The sequence below is a fragment of the Micromonospora sp. CNZ309 genome, assembly GCF_002846525.1.
This window is the reverse complement of sequence record NZ_PJNG01000001.1, coordinates 5493377-5519379: the sequence shown is the minus strand read 5'-3', so window position 1 is coordinate 5519379 and position 26003 is coordinate 5493377. Positions and strand designations below refer to the sequence as shown.

General features: G+C 73.0%; 26 protein-coding genes, 3 tRNA genes and 1 pseudogene. 15 read left to right on the top strand and 15 right to left on the bottom strand.

The window, feature by feature from the left end:
* Window positions 1-4: 4 nt before the first annotated feature.
* From CLT72_RS23505 to CLT72_RS23490, 4 genes are all read left to right on the top strand, one after another.
* Window positions 5-802: a polysaccharide deacetylase family protein gene (locus CLT72_RS23505; protein WP_101413623.1), complete on the top strand. Its 798-nt coding sequence runs from the start codon at window positions 5-7 to the stop codon at window positions 800-802.
* Window positions 803-955: 153 nt separating this feature from the next.
* A tRNA-Glu gene (locus CLT72_RS23500) sits at window positions 956-1028 on the top strand.
* Between the two features lie 32 nt (window positions 1029-1060).
* Window positions 1061-1137: transfer RNA gene (locus CLT72_RS23495), tRNA-Asp, on the top strand.
* 98 nt (window positions 1138-1235) lie between these two features.
* A tRNA-Phe gene (locus CLT72_RS23490) sits at window positions 1236-1309 on the top strand.
* A 143-nt stretch (window positions 1310-1452) separates the two neighbouring features.
* On the opposite strand, the gene CLT72_RS23485 is transcribed toward CLT72_RS23490, so the two are convergent.
* The gene (locus CLT72_RS23485) at window positions 1453-1812 is read right to left on the bottom strand and encodes an ArsR/SmtB family transcription factor (protein ID WP_101415340.1); all 360 of its coding nucleotides are present in this window, start codon (window positions 1810-1812) and stop codon (window positions 1453-1455) included.
* Between the two features lie 67 nt (window positions 1813-1879).
* Here CLT72_RS23485 and CLT72_RS23480 point away from each other — a divergent pair, with 67 nt between their 5' ends.
* Window positions 1880-2941, top strand: coding sequence for a cation diffusion facilitator family transporter (locus tag CLT72_RS23480; protein WP_350821022.1), 1062 nt, complete (start codon window positions 1880-1882; stop codon window positions 2939-2941).
* Between the two features lie 64 nt (window positions 2942-3005).
* Here the strand turns inward: CLT72_RS23480 and rox are convergent, their stop codons facing one another.
* Window positions 3006-4433 carry a rifampin monooxygenase gene (gene rox / locus CLT72_RS23475; protein ID WP_101413621.1) on the bottom strand — a complete coding sequence of 476 codons (1428 nt, stop codon included), beginning with the start codon at window positions 4431-4433 and terminating at the stop codon, window positions 3006-3008.
* Between the two features lie 328 nt (window positions 4434-4761).
* Between rox and CLT72_RS23470 the strand changes: the two genes are divergently transcribed.
* On the top strand, window positions 4762-5196 hold the full coding sequence (locus tag CLT72_RS23470; RefSeq protein WP_101413620.1) for a VOC family protein: 435 nt from the start codon (window positions 4762-4764) through the stop codon (window positions 5194-5196).
* Between the two features lie 366 nt (window positions 5197-5562).
* On the top strand, window positions 5563-6330 hold the full coding sequence (locus tag CLT72_RS23465) for a Stf0 family sulfotransferase (RefSeq protein ID WP_101413619.1): 768 nt from the start codon (window positions 5563-5565) through the stop codon (window positions 6328-6330).
* Between the two features lie 105 nt (window positions 6331-6435).
* Here the strand turns inward: CLT72_RS23465 and CLT72_RS33015 are convergent, their stop codons facing one another.
* A complete protein-coding gene (locus CLT72_RS33015; RefSeq protein WP_250102216.1) occupies window positions 6436-7755 on the bottom strand; it encodes a hypothetical protein in 1320 nt (439 codons plus the stop codon).
* Between the two features lie 203 nt (window positions 7756-7958).
* On the opposite strand from CLT72_RS33015, the gene CLT72_RS23455 reads away from it, so the two are divergent.
* Window positions 7959-8477, top strand: coding sequence for an SRPBCC family protein (locus CLT72_RS23455; protein ID WP_101413618.1), 519 nt, complete (start codon window positions 7959-7961; stop codon window positions 8475-8477).
* Window positions 8478-8550: 73 nt separating this feature from the next.
* Here the strand turns inward: CLT72_RS23455 and CLT72_RS23450 are convergent, their stop codons facing one another.
* Window positions 8551-9258 carry a DUF2786 domain-containing protein gene (locus CLT72_RS23450; RefSeq protein ID WP_101413617.1) on the bottom strand — a complete coding sequence of 236 codons (708 nt, stop codon included), beginning with the start codon at window positions 9256-9258 and terminating at the stop codon, window positions 8551-8553.
* 61 nt (window positions 9259-9319) lie between these two features.
* Here CLT72_RS23450 and CLT72_RS23445 point away from each other — a divergent pair, with 61 nt between their 5' ends.
* The gene (locus CLT72_RS23445) at window positions 9320-10456 is read left to right on the top strand and encodes an IS701 family transposase (protein ID WP_101411378.1); all 1137 of its coding nucleotides are present in this window, start codon (window positions 9320-9322) and stop codon (window positions 10454-10456) included.
* A gap of 199 nt (window positions 10457-10655) precedes the next feature.
* On the opposite strand, the gene CLT72_RS23440 is transcribed toward CLT72_RS23445, so the two are convergent.
* The gene (locus CLT72_RS23440) at window positions 10656-11045 is read right to left on the bottom strand and encodes a hypothetical protein (RefSeq protein WP_089003771.1); all 390 of its coding nucleotides are present in this window, start codon (window positions 11043-11045) and stop codon (window positions 10656-10658) included.
* Between the two features lie 155 nt (window positions 11046-11200).
* On the opposite strand from CLT72_RS23440, the gene CLT72_RS23435 reads away from it, so the two are divergent.
* Window positions 11201-12550, top strand: a complete 1350-nt coding sequence (locus CLT72_RS23435; RefSeq protein WP_101413616.1) for an ABC transporter substrate-binding protein — start codon at window positions 11201-11203, stop codon at window positions 12548-12550.
* 59 nt (window positions 12551-12609) lie between these two features.
* On the opposite strand, the gene CLT72_RS23430 is transcribed toward CLT72_RS23435, so the two are convergent.
* Both CLT72_RS23430 and CLT72_RS23425 read right to left on the bottom strand, forming a co-directional pair.
* On the bottom strand, window positions 12610-13353 hold the full coding sequence (locus tag CLT72_RS23430; RefSeq protein WP_101413615.1) for an enoyl-CoA hydratase/isomerase family protein: 744 nt from the start codon (window positions 13351-13353) through the stop codon (window positions 12610-12612).
* Window positions 13354-13408: 55 nt separating this feature from the next.
* Complete coding sequence (locus CLT72_RS23425) at window positions 13409-14266, bottom strand: 3-hydroxyacyl-CoA dehydrogenase family protein (protein WP_101413614.1); 858 nt, start codon at window positions 14264-14266, stop codon at window positions 13409-13411.
* A gap of 161 nt (window positions 14267-14427) precedes the next feature.
* Between CLT72_RS23425 and CLT72_RS23420 the strand changes: the two genes are divergently transcribed.
* Window positions 14428-14724: a hypothetical protein gene (locus CLT72_RS23420; protein WP_089002613.1), complete on the top strand. Its 297-nt coding sequence runs from the start codon at window positions 14428-14430 to the stop codon at window positions 14722-14724.
* A 62-nt stretch (window positions 14725-14786) separates the two neighbouring features.
* Here the strand turns inward: CLT72_RS23420 and CLT72_RS23415 are convergent, their stop codons facing one another.
* Window positions 14787-15566: a class I SAM-dependent methyltransferase gene (locus CLT72_RS23415; protein ID WP_101413613.1), complete on the bottom strand. Its 780-nt coding sequence runs from the start codon at window positions 15564-15566 to the stop codon at window positions 14787-14789.
* Between the two features lie 53 nt (window positions 15567-15619).
* On the opposite strand from CLT72_RS23415, the gene CLT72_RS23410 reads away from it, so the two are divergent.
* A complete protein-coding gene (locus tag CLT72_RS23410) occupies window positions 15620-16018 on the top strand; it encodes a PPOX class F420-dependent oxidoreductase (protein WP_101413612.1) in 399 nt (132 codons plus the stop codon).
* A gap of 92 nt (window positions 16019-16110) precedes the next feature.
* Here CLT72_RS23410 and CLT72_RS23405 read toward each other — a convergent pair whose 3' ends face one another.
* Together CLT72_RS23405 and CLT72_RS23400 are read right to left on the bottom strand one after the other, a co-directional pair.
* Window positions 16111-16320: a BldC family transcriptional regulator gene (locus tag CLT72_RS23405; protein WP_007073996.1), complete on the bottom strand. Its 210-nt coding sequence runs from the start codon at window positions 16318-16320 to the stop codon at window positions 16111-16113.
* Window positions 16321-16571: 251 nt separating this feature from the next.
* Window positions 16572-17411: a DUF8083 family protein gene (locus CLT72_RS23400; protein ID WP_101413611.1), complete on the bottom strand. Its 840-nt coding sequence runs from the start codon at window positions 17409-17411 to the stop codon at window positions 16572-16574.
* Window positions 17412-17583: 172 nt separating this feature from the next.
* Between CLT72_RS23400 and CLT72_RS23395 the strand changes: the two genes are divergently transcribed.
* The gene (locus tag CLT72_RS23395; RefSeq protein ID WP_101413610.1) at window positions 17584-18666 is read left to right on the top strand and encodes a Glu/Leu/Phe/Val family dehydrogenase; all 1083 of its coding nucleotides are present in this window, start codon (window positions 17584-17586) and stop codon (window positions 18664-18666) included.
* A 285-nt stretch (window positions 18667-18951) separates the two neighbouring features.
* Window positions 18952-19167 (top strand): DUF3073 domain-containing protein, encoded by a 216-nt coding sequence (locus CLT72_RS23390; protein WP_089002617.1) that lies wholly within the window; start codon window positions 18952-18954, stop codon window positions 19165-19167.
* Window positions 19168-19309: 142 nt separating this feature from the next.
* On the opposite strand, the gene amcA is transcribed toward CLT72_RS23390, so the two are convergent.
* The 5 genes from amcA to CLT72_RS23365 form a co-directional block, all read right to left on the bottom strand.
* On the bottom strand, window positions 19310-19543 hold the full coding sequence (gene amcA, locus CLT72_RS23385; protein ID WP_089002618.1) for a multiple cyclophane-containing RiPP AmcA: 234 nt from the start codon (window positions 19541-19543) through the stop codon (window positions 19310-19312).
* Window positions 19512-20615 (bottom strand): cyclophane-forming radical SAM peptide maturase AmcB, encoded by a 1104-nt coding sequence (amcB, locus tag CLT72_RS23380; protein WP_284040413.1) that lies wholly within the window; start codon window positions 20613-20615, stop codon window positions 19512-19514. Before amcB ends, amcA begins: the two co-directional genes overlap by 32 nt.
* A 167-nt stretch (window positions 20616-20782) precedes the next feature.
* Window positions 20783-21937 carry a phosphoribosylformylglycinamidine cyclo-ligase gene (gene purM, locus CLT72_RS23375; protein WP_101413608.1) on the bottom strand — a complete coding sequence of 385 codons (1155 nt, stop codon included), beginning with the start codon at window positions 21935-21937 and terminating at the stop codon, window positions 20783-20785.
* 57 nt (window positions 21938-21994) lie between these two features.
* Window positions 21995-23533 carry an amidophosphoribosyltransferase gene (gene purF / locus CLT72_RS23370; protein WP_089002621.1) on the bottom strand — a complete coding sequence of 513 codons (1539 nt, stop codon included), beginning with the start codon at window positions 23531-23533 and terminating at the stop codon, window positions 21995-21997.
* A gap of 171 nt (window positions 23534-23704) precedes the next feature.
* Window positions 23705-24058 carry a sterol carrier family protein gene (locus CLT72_RS23365; RefSeq protein ID WP_101413607.1) on the bottom strand — a complete coding sequence of 118 codons (354 nt, stop codon included), beginning with the start codon at window positions 24056-24058 and terminating at the stop codon, window positions 23705-23707.
* 115 nt (window positions 24059-24173) lie between these two features.
* Between CLT72_RS23365 and CLT72_RS23360 the strand changes: the two are divergent.
* Window positions 24174-25996 (top strand): annotated as a pseudogene (locus CLT72_RS23360) (carboxypeptidase-like regulatory domain-containing protein); the annotation flags it as partial.
* Window positions 25997-26003: the final 7 nt, after the last annotated feature.

Sequence of the window (26003 nt, the reverse complement as noted above, 5' to 3'; positions counted from 1 at the left end):
AACGATGCGCCCACGCGCCGTGCTGGCCGCCGGCCTGGCACTGGTCCTCCTCCTCGGCGGCTGCGGCGACGGCACCACGAGCGGCCGGCGGGCCACCGGTCCCGCACCCGTCGCCTCCGCCCCGCTGCCGGCCGAGCCCGCGCCGTCGGCCGGCCCGCGACCCAGCCGCCCCACCCCGCCCCGGCGCCTGGTCCGCCCGCTGCCGACCAAGCTGCCGGCGGGGCTGCGACGCACCACCGGCGTACGGGCGGTGGCGTTGACCTTCGACGACGGGCCGGACCCGACCTGGACGCCGAAGGTCCTCGACCGCCTCCGGGCGGCCCGGGTCACCGCCACCTTCTGCGTGGTGGGCAAGCAGGCCCGGCGCCATCCCGACCTGGTCCGGCGGATCGTGCGGGAGGGCCACCAGCTCTGCAACCACAGCTGGAACCACGATCTGGATCTCGCCCGACGGCCGGCCGCCGAGATCCGACGGGACCTCCTGCGCACCAACGCGGCCATCCGGGCGGCGGTGCCGGGCGCCAAGGTGCCGTTCTACCGGCAGCCGGGCGGCCGGTGGACGGCCGAGGTGGTGACGGTCGCCAAGCAGCTCGGCATGCGGTCGCTGCACTGGCACGTCGACCCGCAGGACTGGGGCAAGCCGACCGCCGCGACGATCGCCAAGCGGGTACGCGCCGCGGCCCGCCCCGGCTCGATCGTGCTGCTGCACGACGGAGGCGGCGATCGGGCGGCCACGCTGGCCGCCAGTCCACGCCTGATCGCCGACCTGAAGCGCCGCTACGGCGTCGCCCGGCTCCGCTAGGGCCCTCTGACCTGCTGTTTTGCGGGGCGTTGTGGCTAGGGCCATACCGGTTTGGTCGACGGACCGATCATCACGTAAGCTATCCAAGCCTCCGGCGGGGCCGGATGGGAGCAAGTCCGCTTGAAGTTGCGAGTGTGCAATGATGGCGGGGCCGCCCTCATCGTCTAGCGGCCCAGGACGCCGCCCTTTCAAGGCGGTAGCACGGGTTCGAATCCCGTTGGGGGCACGGTCCGGCTTCGGCCGGAGGCAACAAAGCTAGGTCCTGTGGAGCAGTTGGAGTGCTCGCCGCCCTGTCAAGGCGGAGGTCGCGGGTTCAAGTCCCGTCAGGACCGCCAGCGGAGAACGCCGCGCCCTGCGCGGCTTTCTGCGTATCGGGGCATGTGACCCTCCCGGTGGAGAACCCGCCGTGCGGGTAGCATGAACCGAGCAACACGGCCAGGTAGCTCAGTTGGTACGAGCGTCCGACTGAAAATCGGAAGGTCGGCGGTTCGACCCCGCCCCTGGCCACATAGCCTTTCGCCGGGCTACTGAAGCGCCGACCAGCGGAAACGCCGGTCGGCGCTTCTGCGTACGGGTTGCTGCCGTGGGCCGCCACCGGGTAGCGACCTCGCCCGCCGCCGCGGTGCCCGCGTTTCCGCCCGCCGGACGCTTCAGTCGTGCTCGGGGATGCCGCGCACCCGGTGCGAGGCCGCATGCATGACCTCGGTGACCAGTCGACGCACGTGACCGCCTCTGCCGCTGTAGAGCGCCCGCCGGCCGTCGCGCCGCATCGTGACCAGTCCCGCCAGGCGTAGCTTGCCCAGGTGCTGCGACACCGCCGGCCGCGCCACTCCCAGCGCCGCCACCAAGGCCGTGACGTCGTACTCCCCGTGGACGAGCAGCCACATCAACCGCAGTCGGGTGCCGTCCGCGAGCATCCGCACCATCTCGGTAGCTGCCTCGACGTGGCTGTCGACAGGGAGGCGTTGTTGCAGGTCGTTGGCACCTGCATCATTGTCGCGTGCGTACATGAGCACATATTATCGCCGTCGTCGGGGATACCGGTCCGCTGTGCCGTCAGGGACGTTGGGAGACGCGGTGGAAGACCACGAGCACGACCACGACCACGACCACCCGCACGATCGCGGTCATCACCAACGGGGCCGGCTCGCCGCCCGCTGGCATCGGCTGACCCACGCGGTCGTGCCGCACTCGCACGACTCCCGCGCGAAGGTCGACCCCGCGCTGGAGTCCTCCCGGGAGGGCCTACGCGCCCTGTGGATCTCACTCGTCGGCCTCGGGGCCACCGCCGTCGCCCAGGCCGTCATCGTCGCGCTGTCCGGCTCGGTCGCCCTGCTCGGCGACACCCTGCACAACGTCGCCGACGCCCTCACCGCCGTACCGCTGGCCATCGCCTTCCTGCTCGGCCGGCGGGCCGCCACCCGCGCCTACACCTACGGCTACGGCCGCGCCGAGGACATCGCCGGCATCATCATCGTCGCGGTCATCGCCGCGTCCGCCGTCGCCGCCGCCTGGACCGCTGTCGCCCGGCTGCTGCACCCGGCCGAGGTGACCCACCTGCCCTGGGTGGCCACGGCCGGCCTCGTCGGCTTCGTCGGCAACGAGCTGGTCGCCCGCTACCGCATCCGCGTCGGCCGCCGCATCGGCTCCGCCGCCCTGGTCGCCGACGGCCTGCACGCCCGCACCGACGGCTACACCTCCCTCGCCGTGCTCCTCGCCGCCGGCGGGGCCGCCCTCGGCTGGCGCTGGGCCGACCCGGCCGTCGGCCTGGTCATCGCCGTCGCCATCACCCTCGTCCTCAAGGACGCCGCCCGCGAGGTCTACCGACGGCTCATGGACGCCGTCGACCCCGCCATCGTCGACCGGGCCGAAGCCACGCTCCGCGCCGTCGACGGCGTCCGCGACGTCACCACGGTCCGGCTCCGCTGGATCGGTCACCGCCTCCACGCCGAAGCCGAACTCGTGGTGGACGCCCACCTCAGCCTCATCGCCGCGCACGGGATCGCCGCCGACGCCGAACACCAGCTCACCCACGCCGTGCCCCGGCTGACCAGCGCCACCGTCCACACCGACCCCGACTGCCATCCCGGCGCCCACCATCACGCCGACCTGTCGCACGAACGCCGGCAGACGGTCTGAACGGCCCCGGACACCGCGCGCCGTGCCCGGGGGTGCCCGCGTCCCACGGGCCGCCGCCGCGTGCTCAGCCGACGGCAGCCCCGAACCACCTCGGCAGCTGACCGACCAGCCCCGCCTGGTCGTCGCCGACCCAGGCCACGTGGCCGTCCGGCCGCAGCAGCACGGCGGGCACGTCCAGTTCGTCGCTGCCGTCGACGACGTGGTCGACCCGGTCGTCCCACCCGGCGACCGAGAGCCGACCGGTCTTGTCGAGGAGCAGCCCCCGGCCGGCGTGCAGCAGCTCGTAGAGGCGTCCCCGCTTCAGGCCCACGTCGCGCAGCCGCCTGCCGAGCAGTTCGTGGCCCTCGCCGAGGTCGTAGCGGACCCCGATCGCGGTGATCTTCTCGATCAGGTGCCGGTTCACGTCCTGGAAGTCCATCAGCTCCGACAACAGTCGACGCACCGCCTGCGGGCCCGGCTCGGTCGACAGCAGGTGCATCTGCGCCAGGGTGTTGTCCAGCACGTCGGCGGCCACCGGGCGACGTTCGGCCTGGTAGCTGTCCAGCAGCCCCGCCGGGGCCCAGCCGTCGATCTCGGCGGCCAGCTTCCAACCGAGATTGAACGCGTCCTGGATGCCGAGGTTGAGCCCCTGCCCGCCCGTCGGCGGGTGGACGTGCGCCGCGTCGCCGGCCAGGAGCACCCGACCGATCCGGTAACGCTCCGCCAGCCGGGTGGCGTCGCCGAAACGGGAGAGCCAGCGCGGGGAGTGCACGCCGAAGTCGGTGCCGGCAGTCACCCGTAGCTGCTGCCGGAACTCCTCGATGGTCGGCGGGACGGCGCGGTCCTCGGCCACCCCCGCAGCGGGCACGACGACCCGGTAGCACCCGTCCCCGAGGGGCGCGGCGCCGAACCTCAGCTGGGTCCTGCGGACCTCCGCGACGACGGCGGCAACCGTGGCCGGGTCCTCGGCCACCTCCATCTCGCCCAGCAGCGTCTCGACCCGGGTCGGCTCACCGGGGAAGCCGACGCCGAGCAGCTTGCGCACGGTGCTGCGGCCGCCGTCGCAACCGACCAGGTAGCGCGAGCGCAACCGGGTGCCGTCGGCCAGCTCGGCGTTCACCCCCTCGTCGTCCTGGCTCAGCCCGACCAGCTCGCAGCCGCGCCGCAACTCGGCGCCGAGTTCGGTGGCGCGCTCGGCCAGCAGGCGGTCGGTGGTGGTCTGCGGAATCCCGAGGACGTACGGATGGGCGGTGTCCAGCCGGTCCGGCGCCGGCTTGGGGATGCCGGCGAAGAAGCCGCCGAGCGGATGCTGCCCGCCGAGCGCATGGAAGCGCTCCAGCAGGCCCCGCTGGTCCAGCACCTCGATGCTGCGCGCGTGCAGGCCGAGCGCGCGGACGAACCTGGTCGGTTCCCGCTCTTTCTCCAGCACGAGCACGCGTACGCCGTGCAGCCGCAACTCGCTGGCCAGCATCAAGCCGGTCGGCCCGCCGCCGACCACGATCACGTCGATCATGGTGCCCCTCAATCACGAGATGGGAACTGGGCCAGCCGCCGCGCTGCGTAGCCGCGCCGGTCTCCCCGCAGCCGCGCCGCGGGTCCCGTCGGCGTCCGACGTCCCGCCCCGGCCCGTACGCCGACAACGGCACGCACCGCACAAAGCTCTGATTTCCGCAGGTACTGGCCTCGGCCGACAATTCTGGGGCACCACCCGGGTCTTGCGGCAAGCCCCCCCGTGCGATATAGGTTGAAGATGGCGGGGAACGAGATCCCGCACCCTCCTGGCCCTTCCCGCAGTCGGTTCGCTCGCTTCGGCTGTCGGACGTGCGCGATACCGTCCCGCCATGGCGACCAGGATCAGTCTGACCCTCGACTGCGGCGACGCGAAGCTCCTCGGCGAGTTCTGGAAGACGGCACTGGGCTACGTCGACGAGCCGCCGCCCGCCCCCTTCCGCACCCGCGAGGAGTGGCACGCGAGTTTCGACCTGCCGGAGGACGACCCGGTGGACGACGCGGCGTGGCTCTGCGACCCCGAGGGTGTCGGCCCCGCGCTCTCCATCCTCAGGGTCCCCGAGCCCAAGACGGCGAAGAACCGGTTGCACATCGACGTCCGGGTGCCGGGCCACGGCACCCCCGAGGAGCGGTGGGCGCGGATCAGCGCGGAGGCCGAGCGGCTGGTCCGGGCGGGCGGGACCGTCCTGGAGGAGGTCACCGGGCGCCACGTCGTCATGGCCGACCCGGAGGGCAACGAATTCTGCGTCGCCGCCGCCTCGGCGTGACGGCGCTCCCCGTCCGCCCGTGCCGGCCGACGCCGACGGACGGATCCGGGACAGCGGTGGACGGCCCGGCCGTGCCACGCTGACCCCGACCCGCCCTGGCGAACGGTGTGGGGCGGGCCGGCACGACGGGGCAAGAGAGCTGGCCGAACGCTCGACCGCGCGGTCGACCGCACCTCGGGTGGTCAACCCGGGGCGGCTCGCGGTGGGGCAGATGGTCGTGGTCGGCACGACGGCCGCCCTGTTCCTGCGCGACACCACCAACGCTGCGAGCCATCGACTGATCGCCCTGGCGGGGGCCGAGCAACCAGCCCGGCGCGGGAGAGGAATTCGGTTGCGGCGGGGGCCGCGCTGCGATTGCGTACGACCATGCTGACCGACGGCGTCGACTCGTACTTCGTCTGCGGCACCCCGCGCACCGGCAGCTCGCTCCTGCTCGGGTTGCTGGAGTCCACCGGCGTCGCCGGTCGCCCCCAGGCATACTTCCGCTCCCCCGACGAGCCGCTGTGGGCCGACCGGTGGCGACTCCCCCGCACGGCCGACGGCGGCTTCGATCACGCGGACTTCGTACGCGCCGCGCTCGCCGCCGGCCGCACCGACAACGGCGTGTTCGGCGCGAAGCTCATGTGGGGAACGCTGGAGGAACTGCTCGCCAGGCTCGCGGCGAGCCATCCCGACCTCGCCGGCGACGACGTCGCGTTGCTGGGCAGGGCGTTCGGCCGTACCGGTTTCGTCTTCCTGCGACGCGACGACGTGCTGGCGCAGGCGGTGTCGCGACTGCGCGCGGAGCAGACCGGCGAGTGGTTCCTCGGGGGCAGTGGGGAGATCAGCGGCGACGCCGGCACCGGGCGGGCGCCCCGCTTCGACGCGGACGGCATCCGCCACTACCTCGACGAGATCGGCGAGCACAACGCGGCCTGGGAGCGGTGGTTCGCCTCGCGGGGGATCCGACCGCACGTGGTGCGCTACGAGGAACTGGCCGAGGACATGGCCGCCACCACCCGCCGCATCCTCGACTTCCTGGGGCTCGACGTGCCCGAGGACGCCTTCGGCGTGGTTCCCCGGCACCGACGCCAGGCCGACGAACTCAACCGGCAGTGGATCGAGCGATACCGGGCAGAGGTGGCCGGCCGCTGACCGTCGGGCCGCCGAGCCCGGCCCGGGTGGGCCTGCGGGTGGGCCTACCCCGGCGCGGGTGGGCACGCCCGGCGCTCACACCCCGCCGGCCGTCTGGGCCGCCCGTCAGCGCCGCTGCTGGCGGTGCTGGGCCACCCCGTCCTGGATCGCCTCCCAGACGCTCCGACCGGCCTGCCGGAGCGTCTCCCCCGCCTGCTCGGCGAGCTGCGCCGCGCTCTGCGCACCGCCCGAGGTTCCGGGGCGTCGACCGGAGCCGCCGTCGGACGGACCCTCCGACGACTCGGCCCGTCCGGCCTCCTGCCCACCGCCGGATCCGCGCTCGCCGCCGGCCGTTGCGGCCGTACCGCCGCCGGGACCGCCGACCCGCTCACCGCCCGGTCGCCGCGCGCTCTGTTCCTCGCGCCCCGGCCGCTGCCCGCCGCGCTCCTCGCCGCCCGCCTCCGACGTGCCGCGCTCCTCGCCGCCCGGTTGCTGCCCGCCCGGCCCGGAGGCAGCCGGCTGCCTTCCGTGCTCGCCGCCCGCTTGCTGCCCGCCGCGCTCAGGGGCGCCCTGGGCGTGTTCCTTCTCCCCGGCCCCGGCCCCGGTCGGCTGACGGGCCGCCTCGCGCGCCGCCTGCTCGCGTGCGCGCTGCGCCTGCCCCTGCTCGCCCCCGCCCCCGGACCCGCTGGCGAGGCCACCACCCCGAGGAGCCTGCCCGGCTCCGGGAACCCCGCCCGGTCCGCCTTCGCGGGCCCCGCCCGGTCCGCCCTGCGCAACCCCGCCCGGCCCGGGACCGCCCGGCCCAGGACCCTGTCCCGCCCCGCCCTGCCCGGGGCCGCCCGGCTCACGCAGGGACCGGTCGGCGACCGCACCTATGGCGCCGACCTGCTGCCCGAGGTCGTCGGTCGCGCCGCCGGCCCGCTCCAACGGGGGCTGCGCCGCCGGGCCGGTGGGCTGCTCCACGGGGCCGACGGCCCGCTCGCCCAGGTTGGCGATCCGCTGCGTCGCCCGGTTGACGTCGTCCAGCGAGGCCGTCGCCGTACGCGACAGCGCCTCGATGATCTGGGGGTTGCGGTCGATCGTGGTCAGCGCCCGGTCGAGGATCTCCACCAGTTTCTCCAGCCGCACCTTCAGCAGCGCCTCGGCGTGCACCCCGGTGATGTCCAGCTCGACGCCCTTGAGGTGCACCCGGACCCCGGCGTCGAGCTGGAGGAGATTGGCCAGCCGGGTTCGCAGGGAGACGTCGGCGTCCAGCTCGTCCACCGCGAGCCGCACCGAGTCGACCGACACCTCGGGTATGTCCAGCAGGACGTCCGGCTCGGTGTCCCCGCCCCGGCGGGCCGGCTCCATCCCCCTGTCGCGGCGGGGCGGCCCGGCCTCCCCGTCGCCCCGGTTCGATCGACCGCCGAGCTGGTCCGGATCCCGCTGCTGCGCGTTCTCGCTCATGCTCCCCGCTCCGCATCCTCCGGCCTGGCCGGCCGGGACCGTTCGGCGCGGGTACCCGCTATCCGGCCGAACATCCCGCCGGACGAGCGCGCGAGCGGCCACACGGGCCGGGACGAGATCGCCGTCGGGCCCCGGCCGGAAAGGCCCGGAGCGGGCGGTCGCGAAGCTGCGCACCCGGGCATCAGCCGGTATGGTCCGGGCCTATGGGACAGGAGATGGCTGACCCGGTCGGCATCCGGCAGGAGTCCGAACGGTTCGCGCTGCGCAGCGACCTCCTGGTCCCCGCTCCCGCCCAGCGGGCGTTCGAGGTGTTCACCGGCGGCCTGGCGCAGTGGTGGGTGGTGGAATACACCTGGTCGGGGCCGGAGCAGCTCGCCGACCTGGGCATGGAGCCGCGCGCCGGCGGCATGCTCTACGAGATCGGCCCGTACGGCTTCCGCTGCGACTGGGGCCGGGTGCTGACCTGGGATCCGCCCGAACGGCTCGTCTTCACCTGGCAGATCGGGGCGGACCGGGCACCGGTGCCGGATCCCGCCAAGGCGAGCGAGGTGGAGGTGCTCTTCCACCCGGAGGGGCCGGAGCGGACCCGGGTGCAGGTCGAGCACCGGCACTTCGACCGGCACGGCGAGGCGGCGGAGGGCTACCGGCAGGCCCTTACCGCCGGCTGGCACGAGCTGCTCACCCGCTACGCCGCCCGGGTGGCCGACCGCACCGCCGACTGACCGGCCTCCGAGCCGCACCGCCCGTCGCCGGTCACCGTCTGCTCCGGTGCGTCGCCGCCAGGGTCGTGGCGGGTCAGCGGCCGAGGCCGGGGCGCGCGGCCCGCGCCGTGGCGGCGTCCCGCCCGCCGAGGTCGGCGCGACGGCCCGCCTCGACGCCCCGGCCGAAGCCGCCGCCCGCGAGCCGGCGCGGCGCGGCGGTACGCAACTGCGGGTACACCTCGGCGACGCGGTGCCGGACCCGGTCCGACCGGTCGGCCAGGACCAGTGCCACCGAGGGCGCGCCCGCCTCGGCGACGGCCCCGGCCTCCGCCGCCCGGAGCCGCACCCCGACCACGTGGGCGAACCCGGCCAGCCACGAGCGCCGGAAGGCGGCGACATGCGCGCCGGCCGGCGGCTCGGCGCCGGCAAGCCCGTGCGCGGCCTGCACCAGCAGCGACGTGAAGAGCAGCTCGACGCGTTCCAGGTCGCTGGCGAAGCCGAACAGGTGCATGGCGAAGCCGGTGCCCTCCCGGCGGCGGACGCAGCGGCAGCGCAGCGGGTCGGCGACCGCGGCGAGCAGGCCGGCCTTGTCCCGGGCGTACGGGGCGACGACCTCGACCACCCGGTCGCCCACCGGGTCCGAGGCCGGGTCGCGGGCGGCCAGCAGCGCCCGGTCCACGCCGTAGCGGGCGATCAGCTCGGTCGCCTTGGCGGTGAACGCGGCCGACTCGGCGGGGGTGCAGGCCGGGTCCTCGGCCTGGGCCAGCAGCTTGCGCACCTTGCTGAGCATGGCGTCGGACATGCCGCTAATACTGCAACGGCAGTAGGCGAATCGAGTTCGGTTCGCGTTCGTTGGTCTGCCTGTGACGGACGTTGATGTCGATCGTTGGCATGGGGAGTTGGACCGGTTGCATGCCCGTATCGGGCCTCGGTTTCGCCGTTCCGAGCCGCGGCGGCGGGCGCGTCAGTACCTGTGCGGCCTGGTGTCGGGTCTGGGCCGTAAGAACGGCTGGACCCTCGCTGAGCAGGCCGGGGATGTGTCGCCGGACGGGATGCAGCGGCTGCTGCGGTGGGCGGACTGGGACGTCGATGCGGTCCGTGATGATGTGCGGGACTACGTAGTTGAGCACCTCGGCGAGCCGGACGGTGTGCTGATCGTCGACGACACCGGGTTTCTGAAGAAGGGCACGCGTTCGGCCGGGGTGCAACGGCAGTACTCCGGCACCGCCGGTCGGACGGAGAACTGCCAGGTCGGCACGTTCCTGGCCTACCGGTCGGCGAAGGGCCACGCGCTGATCGATCGGCAGCTCTACCTTCCGACGTCATGGACTGAGGACCGGGACCGGTGCCGGGCTGCCGGGATCCCGGACGAGGTGCAGTTCGCCACGAAGGTGCAGATGGCCCGCGAGATGCTGGCCCGCGCTCTGGACGCTGACGTGCCGGTGGGGTGGGTGACGATGGACGAGGCCTACGGGCAGTCGAAGTCGCTGCGGCTGTGGTTGGAACACCGGGATGTGGCTTATGTGGTCGCGACCCGCCGCAACGACGACATGATCACCACCACGATGGGCATCGCCCGTGCTGACAAGCTGATCGCGGCCCTGCCTGCTCGGGCGTGGTGCCGGCTGTCCGCCGGCGCGGGCGCCCACGGCCCCCGCGAGTACTGGTGGGCGCGGGTGCCGGTGCGCATCGGTTGGCAGCCCGGTCGCGGGCACTGGCTGCTGGCCCGGCGCAGCATCGCCACCGGCGAGATCGCCTACTACGTCTGTTACGGGCCCCGCCGCACCCGCCTGGTCGACCTCGCCCGTATCGCCGGTGCCCGGTGGGCGGTCGAGGAGTGCTTCCAGCAGGCCAAGAACGAAGCCGGCCTCGACGAATACCAGGTCCGCGACTGGCGAGCCTGGTACGCCCACATCACCCTGTCCATGGCCGCCCACGCCTGGCTCTCCGTCGCCCGATCCCTGACTACAAAAGGGGATCCAGTCCCGGCGACGGCATGATGATCGGCTACACCGTACCCGAGATCCGAAGACTGCTTACCGCACTCGTAGTGCGATCAACTCACCCACCAGAACGCGTCTGGGCTTGGTCCAACTGGCGCCGACGACGCCAACACCAAGCCCGAACCTGCCACTACCGACGACGCGGCTACCCCTGACCAACTGCCGTTGCAGTACTAAGCCTGTCACGCCGGCCCGCTCAGACGGCCCGGCTACGCAGCGTCGCCACGGTCGAGCCGGCGAGCGTGAGCAGGCACTCCGGCAGCAGCCCGTCGGCCGCCGCCGCCCCGAACAGCGCCTCGCCGGTGTCGTCGTCGGCGTTGGCGTACGCGCTGACGAAGCGCGCCACCCAGCGGGTGTCGTAGCCCGCCTCCTCGATGCCGGGGAAGTCCAGCGCGCACGTGCCCGGCGGCACCGGGTCGCCGACCATGGTGGCGGCGAGACACCAGGCCACCCCGTACGCGCCGGCCAGGCCGGACCGGTCGACGACCGCGTCGAACGCCCCCGCCACCGCGTCGCCGTCCCCGGCCAGCGCCGAGCGGAGCACGGCGGTCGCGTCGTCGAGCGTCTGCTGTGGTGAGTCCGTCACCCACAGCACGGTAGGGGTAGGGGTCAAGCCACCCGGCGACGGTTACTTTCCGTAGTTAGGGCGGGCGACCTGCGGATTGAGCCGCCTCCGTGGTCCCGCGGCACGGCCCAGCACGCTAATGTGCGCAGCGGACCTTCGCCGGAGGAAGGACGACCATGTTCAAGTCACGCGCCTCGCGGGCGGCCACCCTGGCTGCCTGCGCGACGTTCCTGCTCGCCACGAGCGCCTGCGGGACCGAAGAGCCCGAGGAGGCGGCCACCCATCAGGTGCGCCTCTACGGCACCGACGGCAACATGCTGAACTCGTACCCCGCCGAGCTGAAGGATCGCGCCAGCCTGGTCGACGGCATGAAGGGCACGACGCCGCTCACGCCCCTGCCCGAGGACTTCAAGAACCGGCTCCGGTCCCTCGACCCGAAGCTGGGCGACTTCCTCTACTCCGCCGAGGCGTACGACGCGGTGGTGATCAGCGCGATCGCCGCCCAGCTCGCGGGCACGACGGATCCGGCCGCCATCGCGAAGCAGATCGTCGGGGTGACCAACGGCGGGCAGCGCTGCGAACGGGTGGCGGAGTGCCTGACCCTGGCCCGCGCGGGACGCGACGTGGAGTACCGCAGCGTCTCGCTGACCCGGGCCGGCTTCACCGACGCCGGCGAGCCGTCCACCGCGAGCTACGGCACGTTGCACTTCGACGGCCAGCGGCTCAACGACGGCAAGACGGAGTTCGTCGGGGCCGGGGACGATTCGGCGGCGAGCACCAAGGCCCCGCCCAAGCCGAAGAAGCAGCGCGGCGGCCGCACCGACCGCAGCGACGGCTCGCCGCTGATCCTGGGCGGCCTGCTGTCGCAGACCGGTGACCTGGCGCTGGCATACCCGCCGGTGGCCACCGGCGCCAAGCTGGCGCTGCGGGAGATCAACGCGGCGGGCGGGGTGCTCGGCGAGCCGGTGGTCTGGATCGACGGCGACGACGGCACCAACCCGGCGGTCGCCAAGGCCACCGTGGCCAGCCACGTCGCGCGGAACGTCCACGTCATCATCGGCGCCAGCGCCTCCGGCATCTCCCGCGCCGTGCTGCCAGACGTGGTGCGGGCCGGGAAGGTGCTGTTCTCCCCGTCGAACACCGACGCCAGCCTGACCGAGCTGGACGACAACGGCCTCTACTTCCGTACCGCGCCGCCGGACAGCCTCCAGGGTCGGGCGCTGGCCGACGTGATCCTCCGCGACGGCCCGCAGAAGATCGCCATCGTGGCCCGTAAGGACTCCTACGGCGAGGGGCTCCAGAACACCGTCCGGGCCGAGCTGGAGCGGGCCGGCATCGGCGGCGACCGGCTGAAGCTGCTGACCTACGAGCCGCCGGCCGACGCCAAGGCGAACCCGGTGGACTTCGGCGCCGGCGCCAAGGAGATCAAGGACTTCGGCGCGGAGGCCGTGCTGATCATCGGCTTCGCCGAGTCCGCCCAGGTGATCCGGGCCCTCGCCGACGCCGGGGTGCAGATCCGACACTGAGCCACCTCGGGACACGGACGGCCGCACCGGTGACGGTGCGGCCGTCGTCGTCGCGGGCATCAGCGGGGGCGGCGCCGATCGAGGAACTCCGTCATCCGCCGGTGCTTCTCCTCGTCCTCGAAGAGCACCGCCTGGCTGACCAGGTCGAGGTGCGGGTGCGCGGCGGCCGGCGCGTCGACCGCCAGCTTGGTCAGCCGCAGCGCCAGCGCGGAGCCCTTCGCCATCTCGTCGAGCAGCCCGTGCGCGGTGGTCAGCAGCTCGCCGGGCTCGGCCACCACCCGGTTGACCAGCCCGATCCGCAGCGCCTCCTCGGCGTCCACCCGGCGGCCGGTGAACAGCAGCTCCTTGGCCCGGGCCTCCCCGATGAGCGCCGGCAGCCGGTGGGTCGCGCCCGCGCCGGCCAGGATCCCCAACCGGACCTCCGGCTGGCCGAACACCGCCCGCGCCGTGCAGACCCGCAGATCGCAGGCGTACGCCAGCTCGGCACCGCCGCCCAGCGCGGGCCCGTCCACGGCCGCGACGGTCGGCATCGGCAGCGCCCGGATCCGGGCGAAGGCCGCCGAGTTGATCGCCGCGAGGGCGTCCAGCCGGCCCCGCTCGCGCAGCTGCCCGATGTCCGCCCCACCGGCGAAGATCCCCTCGGTGCCGCCGGTGAGCAGCAGCAGGCGGGGTCGCGCCTCCAGCTCCGCGCAGACCTGGTGCAGCTCGGCGATCAGGTCGGCGTCGATGGCGTTACGCTTCTCCGGCCGGTCGAGCGTCACCACCAGCCGGTCCGGGTGCTCCTCGATCCGCAGCCCGCTCATGAGCGGATCCCCCTTCCGTTCGCGACTGCGGGGCTCGCAAGCTCACTCCTCGCGCTCACCGGCGAACCCCGCCTTCCCAGCGGTAGAAGCCCTCGCCGGACTTCTTGCCCAGGCGGCCCGCGGCCACCATCTCCTCCAGCAGCGGCGGCGGGGCGAACCGGTCCCCGTACGCGGCCTGGAGGGTGCGCGCGATGTCCAGCCGCACGTCCAGGCCGACGATGTCCGTCAGCTCCAGCGGGCCGACCGGGTGCCGGTAGCCGAGCACCATCGCCTTGTCGATGTCGGCGGGGCTGGCCACCCCGTCGGCGACCATCCGGATCGCCTCCAGCCCGAGGGTGACCCCGAGCCGGGAGGTGGCGAAGCCGGGCATGTCGCGTACGACGACGGGGTCCTTGCCCAGCCGGCCGGCGAGCGCGACCGCCTCGGCGGTGGTCTCCGCCGCGGTGGCCGGGCCGACCACGACCTCCAGCAGGGCCATCGCCCAGACCGGGTTGAAGAAGTGCAGCCCGAGGAAGCGTTCCGGCCGCGCCAGCCCCTCGGCCAGCGCGGCGATCGGGATGCTTGAGGTGTTGCTGCCCAGCAGCGCCGGGCGCAGCGCCTCGGCCTCGCGCAGCACCGCCCGCTTCAGCTCCGGCCGCTCCGGTACGGCCTCGACCACCACGGCCGGCTCCTCGGCGACCTCGGCCAGTCCCGTGCGCAGCGTCACCCGCTCCCGGTTCGTCGCGGCCCGCTCGGCGTCCAGCTTGCCGCGCGCCACCGCCCGGTCCCACAGCTCGCCGAGCCGTTCGAGGGCCGCCGTGCCCCGCGCCCGGTCCACTTCGACCAGCTCGACGGCGTGCCCGGCCCCGGCCGCCACGTACGCGATGCCGAGCCCCATCGTGCCGGCCCCGACGACGACAAAGCGGTCGCTCATGACGCCTCCCTGTCTCCGGTGGCGGGACGGGGTTGACCCGTGCCCCGCCGCCCGCTCCACTCGCTCATGGGCCGACCCTATGCAGCGGCGATCTCCCCGGCATGCGTGGGGGCGCGGCGGATCGGGTACCACGGCACCCAACCGAGGGAAGGACGGGCCAGATGAGCCAGGCACCGGAGACCGTGCACGCCGCCGACACGGCGGAGACCGTGGAGACCCGCGGGGACGAGCGGGTCGACCTGCTGCGCGCCGACACCAACAACGACGGCCGCACCGACGTCTGGGTGGTCGACACCGACGGGGACGGCAAGCCCGACCTGTTCCAGTTCGACACCGACGGCGACGGCAAGGTGGACATCACGATGGTCGACCTCGACGAGGACGGCACCCCGGACGAGGTGGTCGACGGCGACGGTGGCCTCCCGCCCGAGCAGCTTCCCCCGACCGTCCAGGTCTGACGCCCGCGCCCGGGTTCCCGCTGCGGGTGGGAATCCGGGCGCCCGGCCCTCCGCCGGGGGCGTCAGCCGGCGAGGCGCAGGGTGGCGAGGTAGTACGGCGCGTCCCGGTCGTCCACGTCGGTCAGTCGCCAGCCGCTGCCCCGGACCAGCTCGGCGAGCTCGTCCGGGGAGCAGACCAGGTAGTCGAACCACTCGGTGCCCAGCTCCCGGTAGCGCAGCCGGAGCCGGAGCTGCCCGCCGAGGCGTCCCCGGCGCCGGTTGCGCTCGTGGTAGCCCGTGTGCAACGGGTCCCGGGTGCCGTACGGGTCGGTGCCCTGGGCGATGACCTGTGCTCCCGGCCGGGACAGCGCGGCGAGCGCGGCCAGCAGGGCCGACGCCCGCTCCCGCCCCTCCAGCAGGCCCACGTTGTTTCCGAGCAGCAGGAACGTGTCGTAGCGGCGGTCGTCGGCGACGTGCGCGTCGACCGTGCCGTGCACCAGGTCGCGTACGCCCCGGCGGCGGCAGACGGCCAGCGCCCCGGCCGAGGTGTCCAGCCCGGTGACGGGCACCCCCCGCTCCTGGAGCAGCAGCGCGATCCGGCCCGCCCCGACGCCCACGTCCAGGGTCGCGCCCCGGACCCGGTCCACGGCCCGGTGGTCGTACGGCTGCCAGTCCGCCGGCCCGTCGAGGTAGTGGGCGGCGGGCGCGCCGTTGATGAGCCCGTCGTCGCGCTCGATGATCTCGATGACCGGTCGCGGCAGCCGCCCACCGGCCAGCGGCCGGGGGCCGACCCCGGTGGCCACGGCGTACGCGTCGCGCAGCATCTCTCCGAACACGTCACCGATCCGTGGCTCCGCCGTCACGGGCTTGACGCTATCCGGCCGGTCAGTAGGCGCGGCGGCCGTATCCTGGCGGGATGACCACCCTGGACCGCCTCGGCGCGGAGAAGTACATCCTGCTCACGACCTTCCGCAAGGACGGTCGGGCGGTGCCGACCCCGGTCTGGGCGGTGCGCGACGGCGACGCGCTGGCGGTGTGGTCGGCGGCGGACGCCGGAAAGGTGAAGCGGATCCGGCGCAGCGGCGACGTCACGGTGGCGCCGTGCGACGTGCGGGGCCGGCCGCACGGCGGGGCGGTCGCCGCCCACGCGACCCTGTGCGACGCGGGCGGCACGCGGCGGGTACGTGAGCTGATCAAGCAGAAGTACCGGCTGGTCGGCCGCCTCAGCCTGCTCGGCAGCCGCCTGCGCCGCGGCGAGAGCGGCACGGTCGGCATCCGGGTCGTGCTCACCGACCGGCCGCCGACCGACGCCTGATCCATCCGCCGTACGCGGGCGGGCCGGGACACGACGAAGGGCGGCGGACCATGTCCGCCGCCCTTCGTCCACACCTGTTCACTCCCGGTCGGTCAGTCCCCCTGCCGCTGCTGCGGGATCTGCCCCTGCAACAGTGCCCTGACCTCCGACTCCCGGTACCGACGGTGGCCACCCAGGGTGCGGATGGCGCTGAGCTTGCCCGCCTTGGCCCACCGGGTCACCGTCTTCGGGTCGACACGGAACATCGACGCCACCTCGGCCGGTGTGAGTAGCGGCTCTGGTTCGTGCGTTCGCGATGCCATCGGTCACTCCTCCACATGTATAGACATCGGCCGGGGTCCCGCCGGCCGACGCGTCTCCCATGGTCCGGCTAGTCCCCGATGTCCGACATGGGCCGAACGGCCGAACGTCCCTAGACGGACGGATGAACCATGCCCGATTTATGCGACTTTTACACGGCAGAAAGTACCTTATTCGGACTCATGATCACGGTTCGTGATGAGTCAACTACGAGCTCGCCTCGACTTGGGAGCGCTTCCTGGGCGTTTTCGCCTCAGTTGCACCGTTCCAGCAACTGGACCGCCCGCCAGCGCGCGACCAGCCGGTCGTACGCCGCCGACGCCTCCTCGGCCTCGCCCCGGGACAGCCCGGCCAGGCCGGTCGCCACCAGCTCGGGCGAGTCGTCGGCGGCCAGCGTCTCGTCCGACAGCAGCTCGACCAGGCCCCCGTAGTCCAGCTCCACCATCGAGCGGGGGTGGAACTCCTCCAGCCACCGGGCGGCCTCCTCGACCGCCTCCGTGATCGGGGCGTCGCCGATCGACTTGCGCAGCACGGACAGGGCCCGCGACGACCGACGCCGCGCCTTGGAGATCTCCGTCCGGTAGCGCAGCGCCCGCCGCCCGGGGTGGGTCACGTGGTTCCGCTCCTCCGGGTCGAAGAGCACGAACCAGCGCAGCGGCACGCCCCACGTCGCGGTCTGCTCGTGCACCCGTGGCACGCCGTGCTCCAGCACCCGGGCCCCGCTGCGCCAGTCCTCGACCGCCGCCTTCGCCTGCCCGGCGAGCACCGGCGGGACGAAGGCGTCGGCCAGCACCGGCGGCACGCCGTCGCGGGCGTTCAGCGCCGCCTCGGCCACCCGGATCCGCAGGTTCCACGGGCAGACCAGCAGGGTCTCGTCGGCCTCCAGGACGTACGCCTCGTCCGGCAGGTCGGGCAGCCGGGTCCAGCCGGCGCCGAGCGCCTCCAGCACCGACGTCCGTTGCCGGCCCGGCCCCTCCACCGGTGCCACCGCCCGCCCCTGCTCGACGTAGCGCCGCCAGTACGACTGGCGGTCCCGGTCGAAGGCGGTCAGCGGCTCGTACACGCGCAGGTATGAAGCGAAGAGCGACGGCACGGCGCGATCCTCCCACGAATAGGAACCCGGCCGACGTCGGCGGCCCGATCACGCGCGCCTTGGGCGGCCGGACGGCGTCGGCCGATACTAGGCTCACCGGCACCGGCAGCATCCCGCCGGCGGTCCACAGGTCCGCGTCCCACAAGGACGCACCCCACACCAGGAGCGAGTCATGGGCGTATTCGCCACCACCGAAGACCCGGGGTCCAGCGGTCACGAACAGGTCGTGTTCTGCCAGGACAAGCAGACCGGCCTCAAGGCGATCATCGGCATCTACTCCACCGCCCTCGGCCCCGCGCTCGGCGGGACCCGGTTCTACCCGTACGCCAGCGAGTCCGAGGCCCTGGCCGACGTGCTCGACCTCTCCCGGGGCATGGCCTACAAGAACGCCCTCGCCGGGCTGGACCTGGGCGGCGGCAAGGCCGTCATCTGGGGCGACCCCGAGCGGATCAAGAGCGAGGCGCTGCTGCGCGCGTACGGCCGCTTCGTGGAGTCCCTCGCCGGGCGCTACTACACCGCCTGCGACGTCGGCACCTACGTCGCCGACATGGACGTGATCGCCCGCGAGACCTCGTACGTCACGGGCCGCAGCGTCGAGCACGGCGGCGCGGGCGATTCCTCCATCCTCACCGCGTGGGGCGTCTTCCAGGGCATGCGGGCCGCCGCCGAGCACGTCTGGGGCGCCCCGACCCTCGCCGGGCGGCGCGTCGGCGTCGCCGGCCTGGGCAAGGTCGGCAAGTACCTGGTGGGCCACCTGGTCGACGACGGCGCCGAGGTGGTGGCGACGGACGTGAACCCGAAGGCCCTGGAGTGGGCGCGCGCGACCCACCCGCAGGTCGCGCTGGTCGACGACGCCGCCGCGCTGGTCGCCGCCGACATCGACGTGTACGCCCCCTGCGCGCTGGGCGGCGCGCTCAACGACGACACGGTGCCCGCGCTGCGCGCCAAGGTCGTCGCGGGCGCGGCCAACAACCAGCTCGCCCACTCGGGCATCGAGAAGCTGCTGGCCGACCGCGGCATCCTCTACGCCCCCGACTACGTCGTCAACGCCGGCGGCGTGATCCAGGTGGCGGACGAGATCGAGGGCTTCAACTTCGAGCGGGCCAAGCTGCGCGCGACCCGGATCTACGACACCACCCGGGAGATCCTGCGGCTGGCCGACGCCGAGGGCGTGCCGCCGGCGGTGGCGGCGGACCGGCTCGCGGAGCGGCGGATGGCCGACGTCGGCCGGCTGCGCACGATCCACCTGCGCTGAGCGCCCCGGGGGCGGAGCAATCGTTCCGCCCCCGGCCCCGCAGGACGGCCCGTCCCGTTAGGCTGATTCACGGGGCTTTGTCCGGTGTCACGGGCGCTCCCGGCGCCGCTCCTTACCGGGTACAATCGGTGACGGCCGGATGACCGCGACGCGCGGTGTCGGTCGGCGGTAACCCGAGGTGCCGAACGATGGCATCCCCATGTACCGTAAGAGCCACGAGAGATGCCTGACGTCATCGGGGCCCGCCTTCGGGCTGCCCCGCATTCTGTGCGAGGGGGTCGAGCCATGGGGCGCGGCCGTGCTAAGGCCAAGCAGACGAAGGTGGCCCGGGAGTTGAAGTATCACTCCCCGAACACCGACCTCACCGCCTTGCAGCGCGAACTGGCGGGTGCTGGTAAGTCTGAGCACAACTTCGACGACGACTACAAAGAGTATGTCGACGACGATGATGAGGATCACGCGGACGAAGACCCGGATCCCTGGGTACGTCCGCCCCGCTGACCTCCGGTAACAGCTGAGCACGCGGTGTCGCCCGCGTGCTCACGCATGTGCCCATCGAAGCGGCGCCAAGACCGACGATCAGGGACCTGCCCGTGCCGGAGAACCCTCCGGCCGATCGGCAGGTCCCTGATCACGGTCCGGCTCAGCGGGGACGGTTGTTCCAGTTGTAGAACGTCGGGATGTTCTCGAAGTGGTTCCAGGCACACACGGCGCTCGCGCCGTCGCCGCCGGCCACCTCGGCCCGTAGTCGCCGCGCGGCCTCGGCCTCGTGGAGGAGTGCGGAGAGTCCCGGCGCGGCTTGCCGCACCCGATCGGCGACCTCGTCCGGGGTGTCCGTCCTCCGGTCAGGCTGCCGGTGACTGGTGGTCTCGGGCATGCTCCAACACTCCCTCCAGTAAGTGGATCTTGCTGTTGCGGCAGTGCGCGGTCTGCGTACCGTCGAAGCGCCCCTGTTCGAAGTAGCGGTTGGCCGCGTGGCCCCCGCCGCAGAACCCGAAGTAGGGGCAGGACGAACGGCACGCCTCGACGCCGGCGAGGAACTCGCCGACCCAGGGCGTCCGGTCCGCGTGGGCGAGGATCTCGGCCAGCGGGGTGGTCAGCACGTTGCCGCTGCTGAAATCGCCGTAGCGGACGTCGGTGAAACCGGCCAGCTCCGGGGAGAGCACGATCACCGAGCCGTCGTGGCCGACGGTCGGGATCGGGTCCAACCGCCGGGGGAGCACGTCGTCCGCGCTGCCGTCCAGCACCGCCGCGGCGTACCGCAGCGACCACTCGACCTCGCGCAGGTGGATCCGGGGCTCCCGGCGCCAGGCCGCCACCAGCTCCGCCCAGAAGGCGGTCACCAGCTTCGCGTCGTGGGAGTTGTCGCGGAGGTTGACCCCCTCGGTCTCCTCGATGTTGACCCCGAGCACGTCGCAGTCGAGGTCGAGGAAGTAGTCGTACAACTCGGTGGCCAGGCCCGGCCCGGGGCGGCCCACCACCGCCAGCGCCGAGAACGGCAGGCCGTGCCGGCGCAGGGCCGCCACCCCCCGCAGGATCCGGTCGTACGCGGGGGCGCCGCCCCGGGTGACCCGCTCGCCGTTGCGCTCCCGGGGACCGTCCACGCTCACGCTCACCCGCACCCCGTGCTCGACGAAGAACGCGCACCAGGCGTCGTCGATCAGCGTGGCGTTGGTCTGGACGTGGTGCTCGACCTGCGGCCCGAACGGCGCGATCAGCGCGGCGAGGTGCTCCCGGCCGGCGGCCAGCGGCTCGCCGCCGTGCCACACCACCGAGAAGCGGCCCGCCGCCGCCCAGGGATTGACCGACGCGGCCACCGCCTCGGCCACCGACACCGGCATCCGCCGGTCGACCGCCCGCAGCGGCAGGTAGCAGTAGGCGCAGTCCAGGTTGCACAGGGTGGTGGGCTGCATGACCACGTACGAGGGGACGGCGGCCAGGCCGCGCATCCCGCTGAACGACCGTCCCCGAGCAGCCATTGCCCTCCTCAGCGCCTGAAGGGCTGTCGGGAACCCGGGCGAGTGACCCGACAGCTTGAGGGTGCCCTTCAGGCTAGGCGGCTACGGCCACTCGGGTGAAGCCCTGATCAGGTGCCCGTACGATCACTGCGAGTCGATCAGCCCCGGGTGTGCTGGCCGATCATCTGCACGTTGCCGGAGCCCTCGATGATCTCGCCGGCCTGCCAAGCTTCGACGCCTCGGCCGGTCAGGGTGGCCAGCGCGCGGTCCGCGTCCTCGGCGGAGACGATCGCGAACATGCCGACGCCCATGTTGAAGGTCGCCTCCATGTCCGGGTCGTCGATCCGCCCCTTGGCCTGGATCAGGTCGAAGATCGGCTGCGGCTTCCAGGTGGACCGGTTGACCACCGCGTCGACGTGCTCGGGGAGCACCCGGACCAGGTTGCCGGGGATGCCGCCGCCGGTGACGTGGGCGATGGAGCGCACCTCGGCCTCGGCGATCAGCTTGAGGCAGTCCTGCGCGTAGATCTTCGTCGGGGTCAGCAGCTCCTCGCCGAGGGTGCGCTGCCGGCCGAAGTCGTCGATCACCACGTCGAGCCGCATCCGGCCCGCGCCCAGCAGCACGTGCCGCACGAGCGAGTAGCCGTTGGAGTGCAGGCCGGAGGAACGCATCGCGATGACCACGTCGCCCACCTCGACCCGCTCCGGGCTGAGGATGTCGCTCTCCTCCACGACGCCGACGCCGGTGGCGGAGATGTCGTACTCGTCCGGACGCAGCACGCCCGGGTGCTCGGCCGTCTCGCCGCCCAGCAGGGCGCAGCCGGCGTAGCGGCAGCCGTCGGCGATGCCGGCGCCGATCTCGGCGACCTTGTCCGGCACGACCTCGCCGGTGGCGATGTAGTCGAGCAGGAAGAGCGGCTCGGCGCCGCAGGCCACCAGGTCGTCGACGACCATCGCCACCAGGTCGATGCCGACCGTGTCGTGGATGTCCATCTGCTGGGCGATCACCAGCTTGGTGCCCACGCCGTCCGTGGACGAGGCCAGGATCGGGTTCTTGTACTTCTTCGTGTCCAGGCGGAACAGCCCGGCGAAGCCGCCCAGGTCACCCATCACCTCGGGGCGTCGGGTCTGCTTCACCTTCGACTTCAGCAGCTCGACCGCGCGGTCGCCCGCCTCGATCGAGACGCCGGCGTCCGCGTACGAGACCGAGCGTTTGCGCGCCGGGCGGCCGGTGCCGGCCGTCCAGGGCTGGCGGTCGCCGTTGGCGCCGGTCGGGCTGCTTCCTGCGCCGCTGCGCTCGGACACGTGCGTCACGGTTCTCCCCTTTGGTTCTGGCGCCGCGTCGGCGGTGACCGACCGCGCCGGGTGGTGCTACGGGCGGTGTGTGGTCACGCCGCCCGGAGTGGCGACGAGCGGGGCGGTGTGCTCCGAGGTGTCGGACGCCTGCGCGGCGACCCGCCGGCCCACCCCTTCGAGCACGTGCTTGCCGATCAGGTTGCCGGCGGGGAGCTCGATCGGGTATTCCCCGTCGAAGCACGCACGGCACAGCCGGGTCTTCGGCTGCTCGGTGGCGGCGATCAGGCCCGGGAGCGACACGTAGCCGAGCGTGTCCGCCCCGATGGAGCGCCGGATGCCGTCGTTGTCCAGCCCGTTGGCCAGCAGCTCGGCGCGGGTGGCGAAGTCGATGCCGTAGAAGCACGGCCAGTTGACCGGCGGCGAGGAGATGCGTACGTGCACCTCCAGCGCGCCGGCCTCACGCAGCATCCGCACGATCGCCCGCTGCGTGTTGCCGCGCACGATCGAGTCGTCGACCACGACCAGCCGCTTGCCCCGGACGTTCTCCCGCAGCGGGTTGAGCTTGAGCCGGATGCCGAGCTGGCGCAGCGTCTGCGACGGCTGGATGAAGGTGCGCCCGACGTACGGGTTCTTCATCAGGCCGGCGCCGTAGGTGATGCCCGACTCCTCGGCGTAGCCGATCGCGGCCGGGGTGCCCGACTCCGGCACCGGGATGACCAGATCGGCCTCGACCGGGTGCTCCTTGGCGAGCTGGCGGCCGATCTGCACCCGCGCGGAGTGCACGTTGCGCCCGGCGATGGTGGCGTCGGGGCGCGCGATGTAGACGTACTCGAACAGGCAGCCCTTGGGCTCCGGGGCGGCGAACCGGCTGGAACGCAGCCCGTCCTCGTCGATCGCGATCAGCTCGCCGGGCTCGACCTCGCGGACCACGCTCGCGCCGACGATGTCCAGCGCGGCCGTCTCGCTGGCCACCACCCAGCCGCGTTCCAGCCGGCCGAGCACCAGCGGGCGCACGCCGTGCGGGTCGCGGGCCGCGTAGAGGGTCGACTCGTCCATGAACACGAAGCTGAACGCGCCCCGCAGCCGCGGCAGCACCTCCAGCGCCGCCGCCTCGACCGACAGGTCCGGGCGGCTGGCCAGCAGCATCGTCACCAGGGAGGTGTCGTTGGTCGAGCCGTCGGCGAGCAGGCCCCGCTCGCTGACCTCGCGCTGGAGCTCCGCCGTGTTGACCAGGTTGCCGTTGTGGGCCAGCGCGATCGTGGTGCCGGACGTGGTGGAGCGGATGGTCGGCTGGGCGTTCTCCCAGGTCGAGCCGCCGGTGGTGGAGTAGCGGGCGTGCCCGATCGCCACGTGCCCGCGCAGGCTGGCGAGGGTCGGCTCGTCGAAGACCTGGGCGACGAGGCCGAGGTCCTTGTAGACCACCACGCCCGAACCGTCGCTGACCGCGATGCCCGCGGCCTCCTGGCCACGGTGCTGGAGGGCGTAGAGACCGAAGTACGTCAGGTTGGCGACCTCCTCCCCGGGCGCCCAGACGCCGAAGACGCCGCACGCGTCCTGGGGGCCTGGTCGTTGGGGATCAAGGTCGTGGCTCAGCCGGCCGTCGCCTCGGGGCACCTGCGCTCCCTCATGCTGGTCTGGACCGGCCTTGCGGAATCACGCGGGGGCGGGATCCGCACTCCTCGGCCGGGACCACTGTCGTCGCCTGACAGTGTACGCGAATCCGTGTCGATACAGAAAGTCACGATACGGCTCCGACACGTCACCAGTCGATGGACATAGCCGCAGCTAGAGCGGCAGGTACGCGGAGAGATCGGCCCGGATTCCGCTCACCCGTACGCGACCCTGGGTGATCGCATCGGCCCATTCGAGCCGTCCGGTGGCCACCTCCAGCCAGGTCCCCGGCTCCATCTCGACGACGTTCGCGGGGGTGCCGCGGGTGTGTCGGGGACCGGAAACGCACTGAACTGCGCCGTAAGGTGGGACACGCACCTCCACCGATCGGCCGGGGGCGCGCTCCGCGAGGACGGTCAACAGGGCACGGACCGCCTCCCGGAGGACCGGTCGATCGGGCGTACGCCCCTCGTCGAGCGCCGACAACGCCGCCGCGACCGCGGCGGACTTAATGTGCGGAGAGGACACGACGGGACGATACGGCTTCAGCGCGCCACGCCTGACGCTGGCCCTGGGTCGCGCCGATCCGGTCAGACAAGGCATAGTTGCCGACGGCGTATTCGTACCGTGATGATCCCCGGCCCGGCGACCCGCCGCCGAGGGAAGTCAGTCCGGAAGGCGGTGGACGTGTCAACACACCGACGTGCCTGGAAGCAGCGGGCCGGTGTGGTCGTGGCGCTGGTTGTCGGCGCTCTGCTCGCCGCCCCCGCCACACCAGCCTCCGCAGCGCCGAACATAAACAACGTGTCCGCCTCACCGAGCCGAGTCGAGGCTGGCGGGACCACCACGATTAGCTACTCGATCCGTATCACGGCGGACAAGGCCGCCGACGTGACGGTGAGTTCCAGCAACAGCAAGCTCGTCTGCGTCGACGGTTGCAGCCGTAGCGGTGTCGAGGAGAGCGGCGACTTTCAGGCGACCTTCCGGCTGGCGCGCGACGCGGCCGACGGGCAGGCCACTATCACGGTCAAAGCCCTCGACCCGGACGGCGAGCAGAGCCGGGCCACCAACGTCACACTGGTCGGCGCCCCTGCGCCGCAGCCGACGCAGGCGCAGACCGTGCGGTCGGTCTCAGGCAAGGTGGTCAACCAGTCCGGCGACCCAGTGCCGAACGCCTACGTGGTCCTGAAAGATGCAAAAGGTAACAACTCTGACACCGTCGCCAACGACAGTGGCAATTTCCGCTTCACCGGCACCAGCGACAAGCCAATTGCCCCGGGCCGGCTAAGTATCGGTGCGAGCTTCGACAACGTCTACGCCACCAAGAGCTTCGACGCGTCCGCCGGGCAGAGCGTCACCGGCCAGCGCATCGCCCTGGCGATCAAGGTCGAGACGACCCCGAGCGCCACCCCGTCGGCCAGCGAGGAGCCCCTCCCCTCCGACGAGCCCGTCGAGGAGACGCCCGAGGAGAGCGCCGAGGCGACCCCGGGCGCGGCGGCCAACGCCAGCAACGAGGACTCCGGCGGCATGGGCTCCTGGCTGATCATCCTGCTCGGCGGCCTGCTCGTCGCCGCCGGTGTCGGCACCATTGTGCTGCTCCTGATGCGGCGCAAGGACAACGGCGACGAGGCCGACGACGACGCCCCGGCGGGCGCCGCGGCCGGCGCGGTCCCGGCAGCTCGCGGAGCGTTCCGGGGCGCGGACGACCAGACCCGGGTGGTTAACCGGGTCGGCGCCACGCCGGATCCGACGATGGTGGGCGGCGCCGCGCTCAGCGACGCCCCGACGATGATGCACCGCCCCGTGGTCGACGACGTGCCGCCGGACCCGTACGGCGCCCCCCCGCAGCCCTACGGCGCGGCGGGCAACCAGCAGGGCTGGGGCGGCAGCGGCTACGGCGACGAGCCGGCCGGCGCGGGTGGCTACGGCGGTGCCGGCCACGGCAACGCGCCCGCCTCGGGCAGCGGCTACAGTAGTGGCGGGTCCGGTGCGGGCTACGGCGACGCGCCCGCCTCGGGCGGCGGCTACGGCAGCAACGACTACGGCGCTCCGGCGGGTGTCGCGGGCTACCCGCCTGCGGTCGGCGACCGGGGCTACGACGAGCCGACCGGCCGCTGGGCCGGCGACGCCACGCAGTACCCGGCCCCGGCCGACCCGTACTCCACCGGCGTCTACCGGCCGGAGCAGGGCCAAAGCTACAGCCAGTCCGAGCCCGGGGGGTACGGCCGGGGCGGCGAGTCGACCGGCAGTTACGGCCAAGGCAGCTACGGCCAAGGCGACTACGGCCAAGGCAGCTACGGCCAAGGCAGCTACGGCCAAGGCAGCTACGGCCAGGACCCCTCACAGCAGCGCGGTAGCTACGAGGACCGCACCGGCTACGACGACCAGCGAACCGGTCGCGATCGACCGGACGGCCCACCGCACCAGCCCCGGGGTGGCCGCCGGCTGGACTGGCTGGACGACTGAATCGCTA

Excerpts from the sequence above, each read along its gene's own strand:
- CLT72_RS23395 (WP_101413610.1), top strand. The coding sequence starts at position 17,584 with ATGGGCGTATTCGCCACCACCGAAGACCCGGGGTCCAGCGGTCACGAA.
- CLT72_RS23390 (WP_089002617.1), top strand. The coding sequence starts at position 18,952 with ATGGGGCGCGGCCGTGCTAAGGCCAAGCAGACGAAGGTGGCCCGGGAG.
- amcA (WP_089002618.1), bottom strand. The coding sequence starts at position 19,543 with ATGCCCGAGACCACCAGTCACCGGCAGCCTGACCGGAGGACGGACACC.
- CLT72_RS23405 (WP_007073996.1), bottom strand. The coding sequence starts at position 16,320 with ATGGCATCGCGAACGCACGAACCAGAGCCGCTACTCACACCGGCCGAG.
- CLT72_RS23425 (WP_101413614.1), bottom strand. The coding sequence starts at position 14,266 with ATGAGCGACCGCTTTGTCGTCGTCGGGGCCGGCACGATGGGGCTCGGC.
- CLT72_RS23420 (WP_089002613.1), top strand. The coding sequence starts at position 14,428 with ATGAGCCAGGCACCGGAGACCGTGCACGCCGCCGACACGGCGGAGACC.
- CLT72_RS23435 (WP_101413616.1), top strand. The coding sequence starts at position 11,201 with ATGTTCAAGTCACGCGCCTCGCGGGCGGCCACCCTGGCTGCCTGCGCG.
- CLT72_RS23485 (WP_101415340.1), bottom strand. The coding sequence starts at position 1,812 with ATGTACGCACGCGACAATGATGCAGGTGCCAACGACCTGCAACAACGC.
- CLT72_RS33015 (WP_250102216.1), bottom strand. The coding sequence starts at position 7,755 with ATGAGCGAGAACGCGCAGCAGCGGGATCCGGACCAGCTCGGCGGTCGA.
- CLT72_RS23470 (WP_101413620.1), top strand. The coding sequence starts at position 4,762 with ATGGCGACCAGGATCAGTCTGACCCTCGACTGCGGCGACGCGAAGCTC.
- CLT72_RS23465 (WP_101413619.1), top strand. The coding sequence starts at position 5,563 with ATGCTGACCGACGGCGTCGACTCGTACTTCGTCTGCGGCACCCCGCGC.
- CLT72_RS23410 (WP_101413612.1), top strand. The coding sequence starts at position 15,620 with ATGACCACCCTGGACCGCCTCGGCGCGGAGAAGTACATCCTGCTCACG.
- CLT72_RS23505 (WP_101413623.1), top strand. The coding sequence starts at position 5 with ATGCGCCCACGCGCCGTGCTGGCCGCCGGCCTGGCACTGGTCCTCCTC.
- CLT72_RS23455 (WP_101413618.1), top strand. The coding sequence starts at position 7,959 with ATGGGACAGGAGATGGCTGACCCGGTCGGCATCCGGCAGGAGTCCGAA.
- CLT72_RS23430 (WP_101413615.1), bottom strand. The coding sequence starts at position 13,353 with ATGAGCGGGCTGCGGATCGAGGAGCACCCGGACCGGCTGGTGGTGACG.
- CLT72_RS23450 (WP_101413617.1), bottom strand. The coding sequence starts at position 9,258 with ATGTCCGACGCCATGCTCAGCAAGGTGCGCAAGCTGCTGGCCCAGGCC.
- amcB (WP_284040413.1), bottom strand. The coding sequence starts at position 20,615 with ATGCGCGGCCTGGCCGCCGTCCCCTCGTACGTGGTCATGCAGCCCACC.
- rox (WP_101413621.1), bottom strand. The coding sequence starts at position 4,433 with ATGATCGACGTGATCGTGGTCGGCGGCGGGCCGACCGGCTTGATGCTG.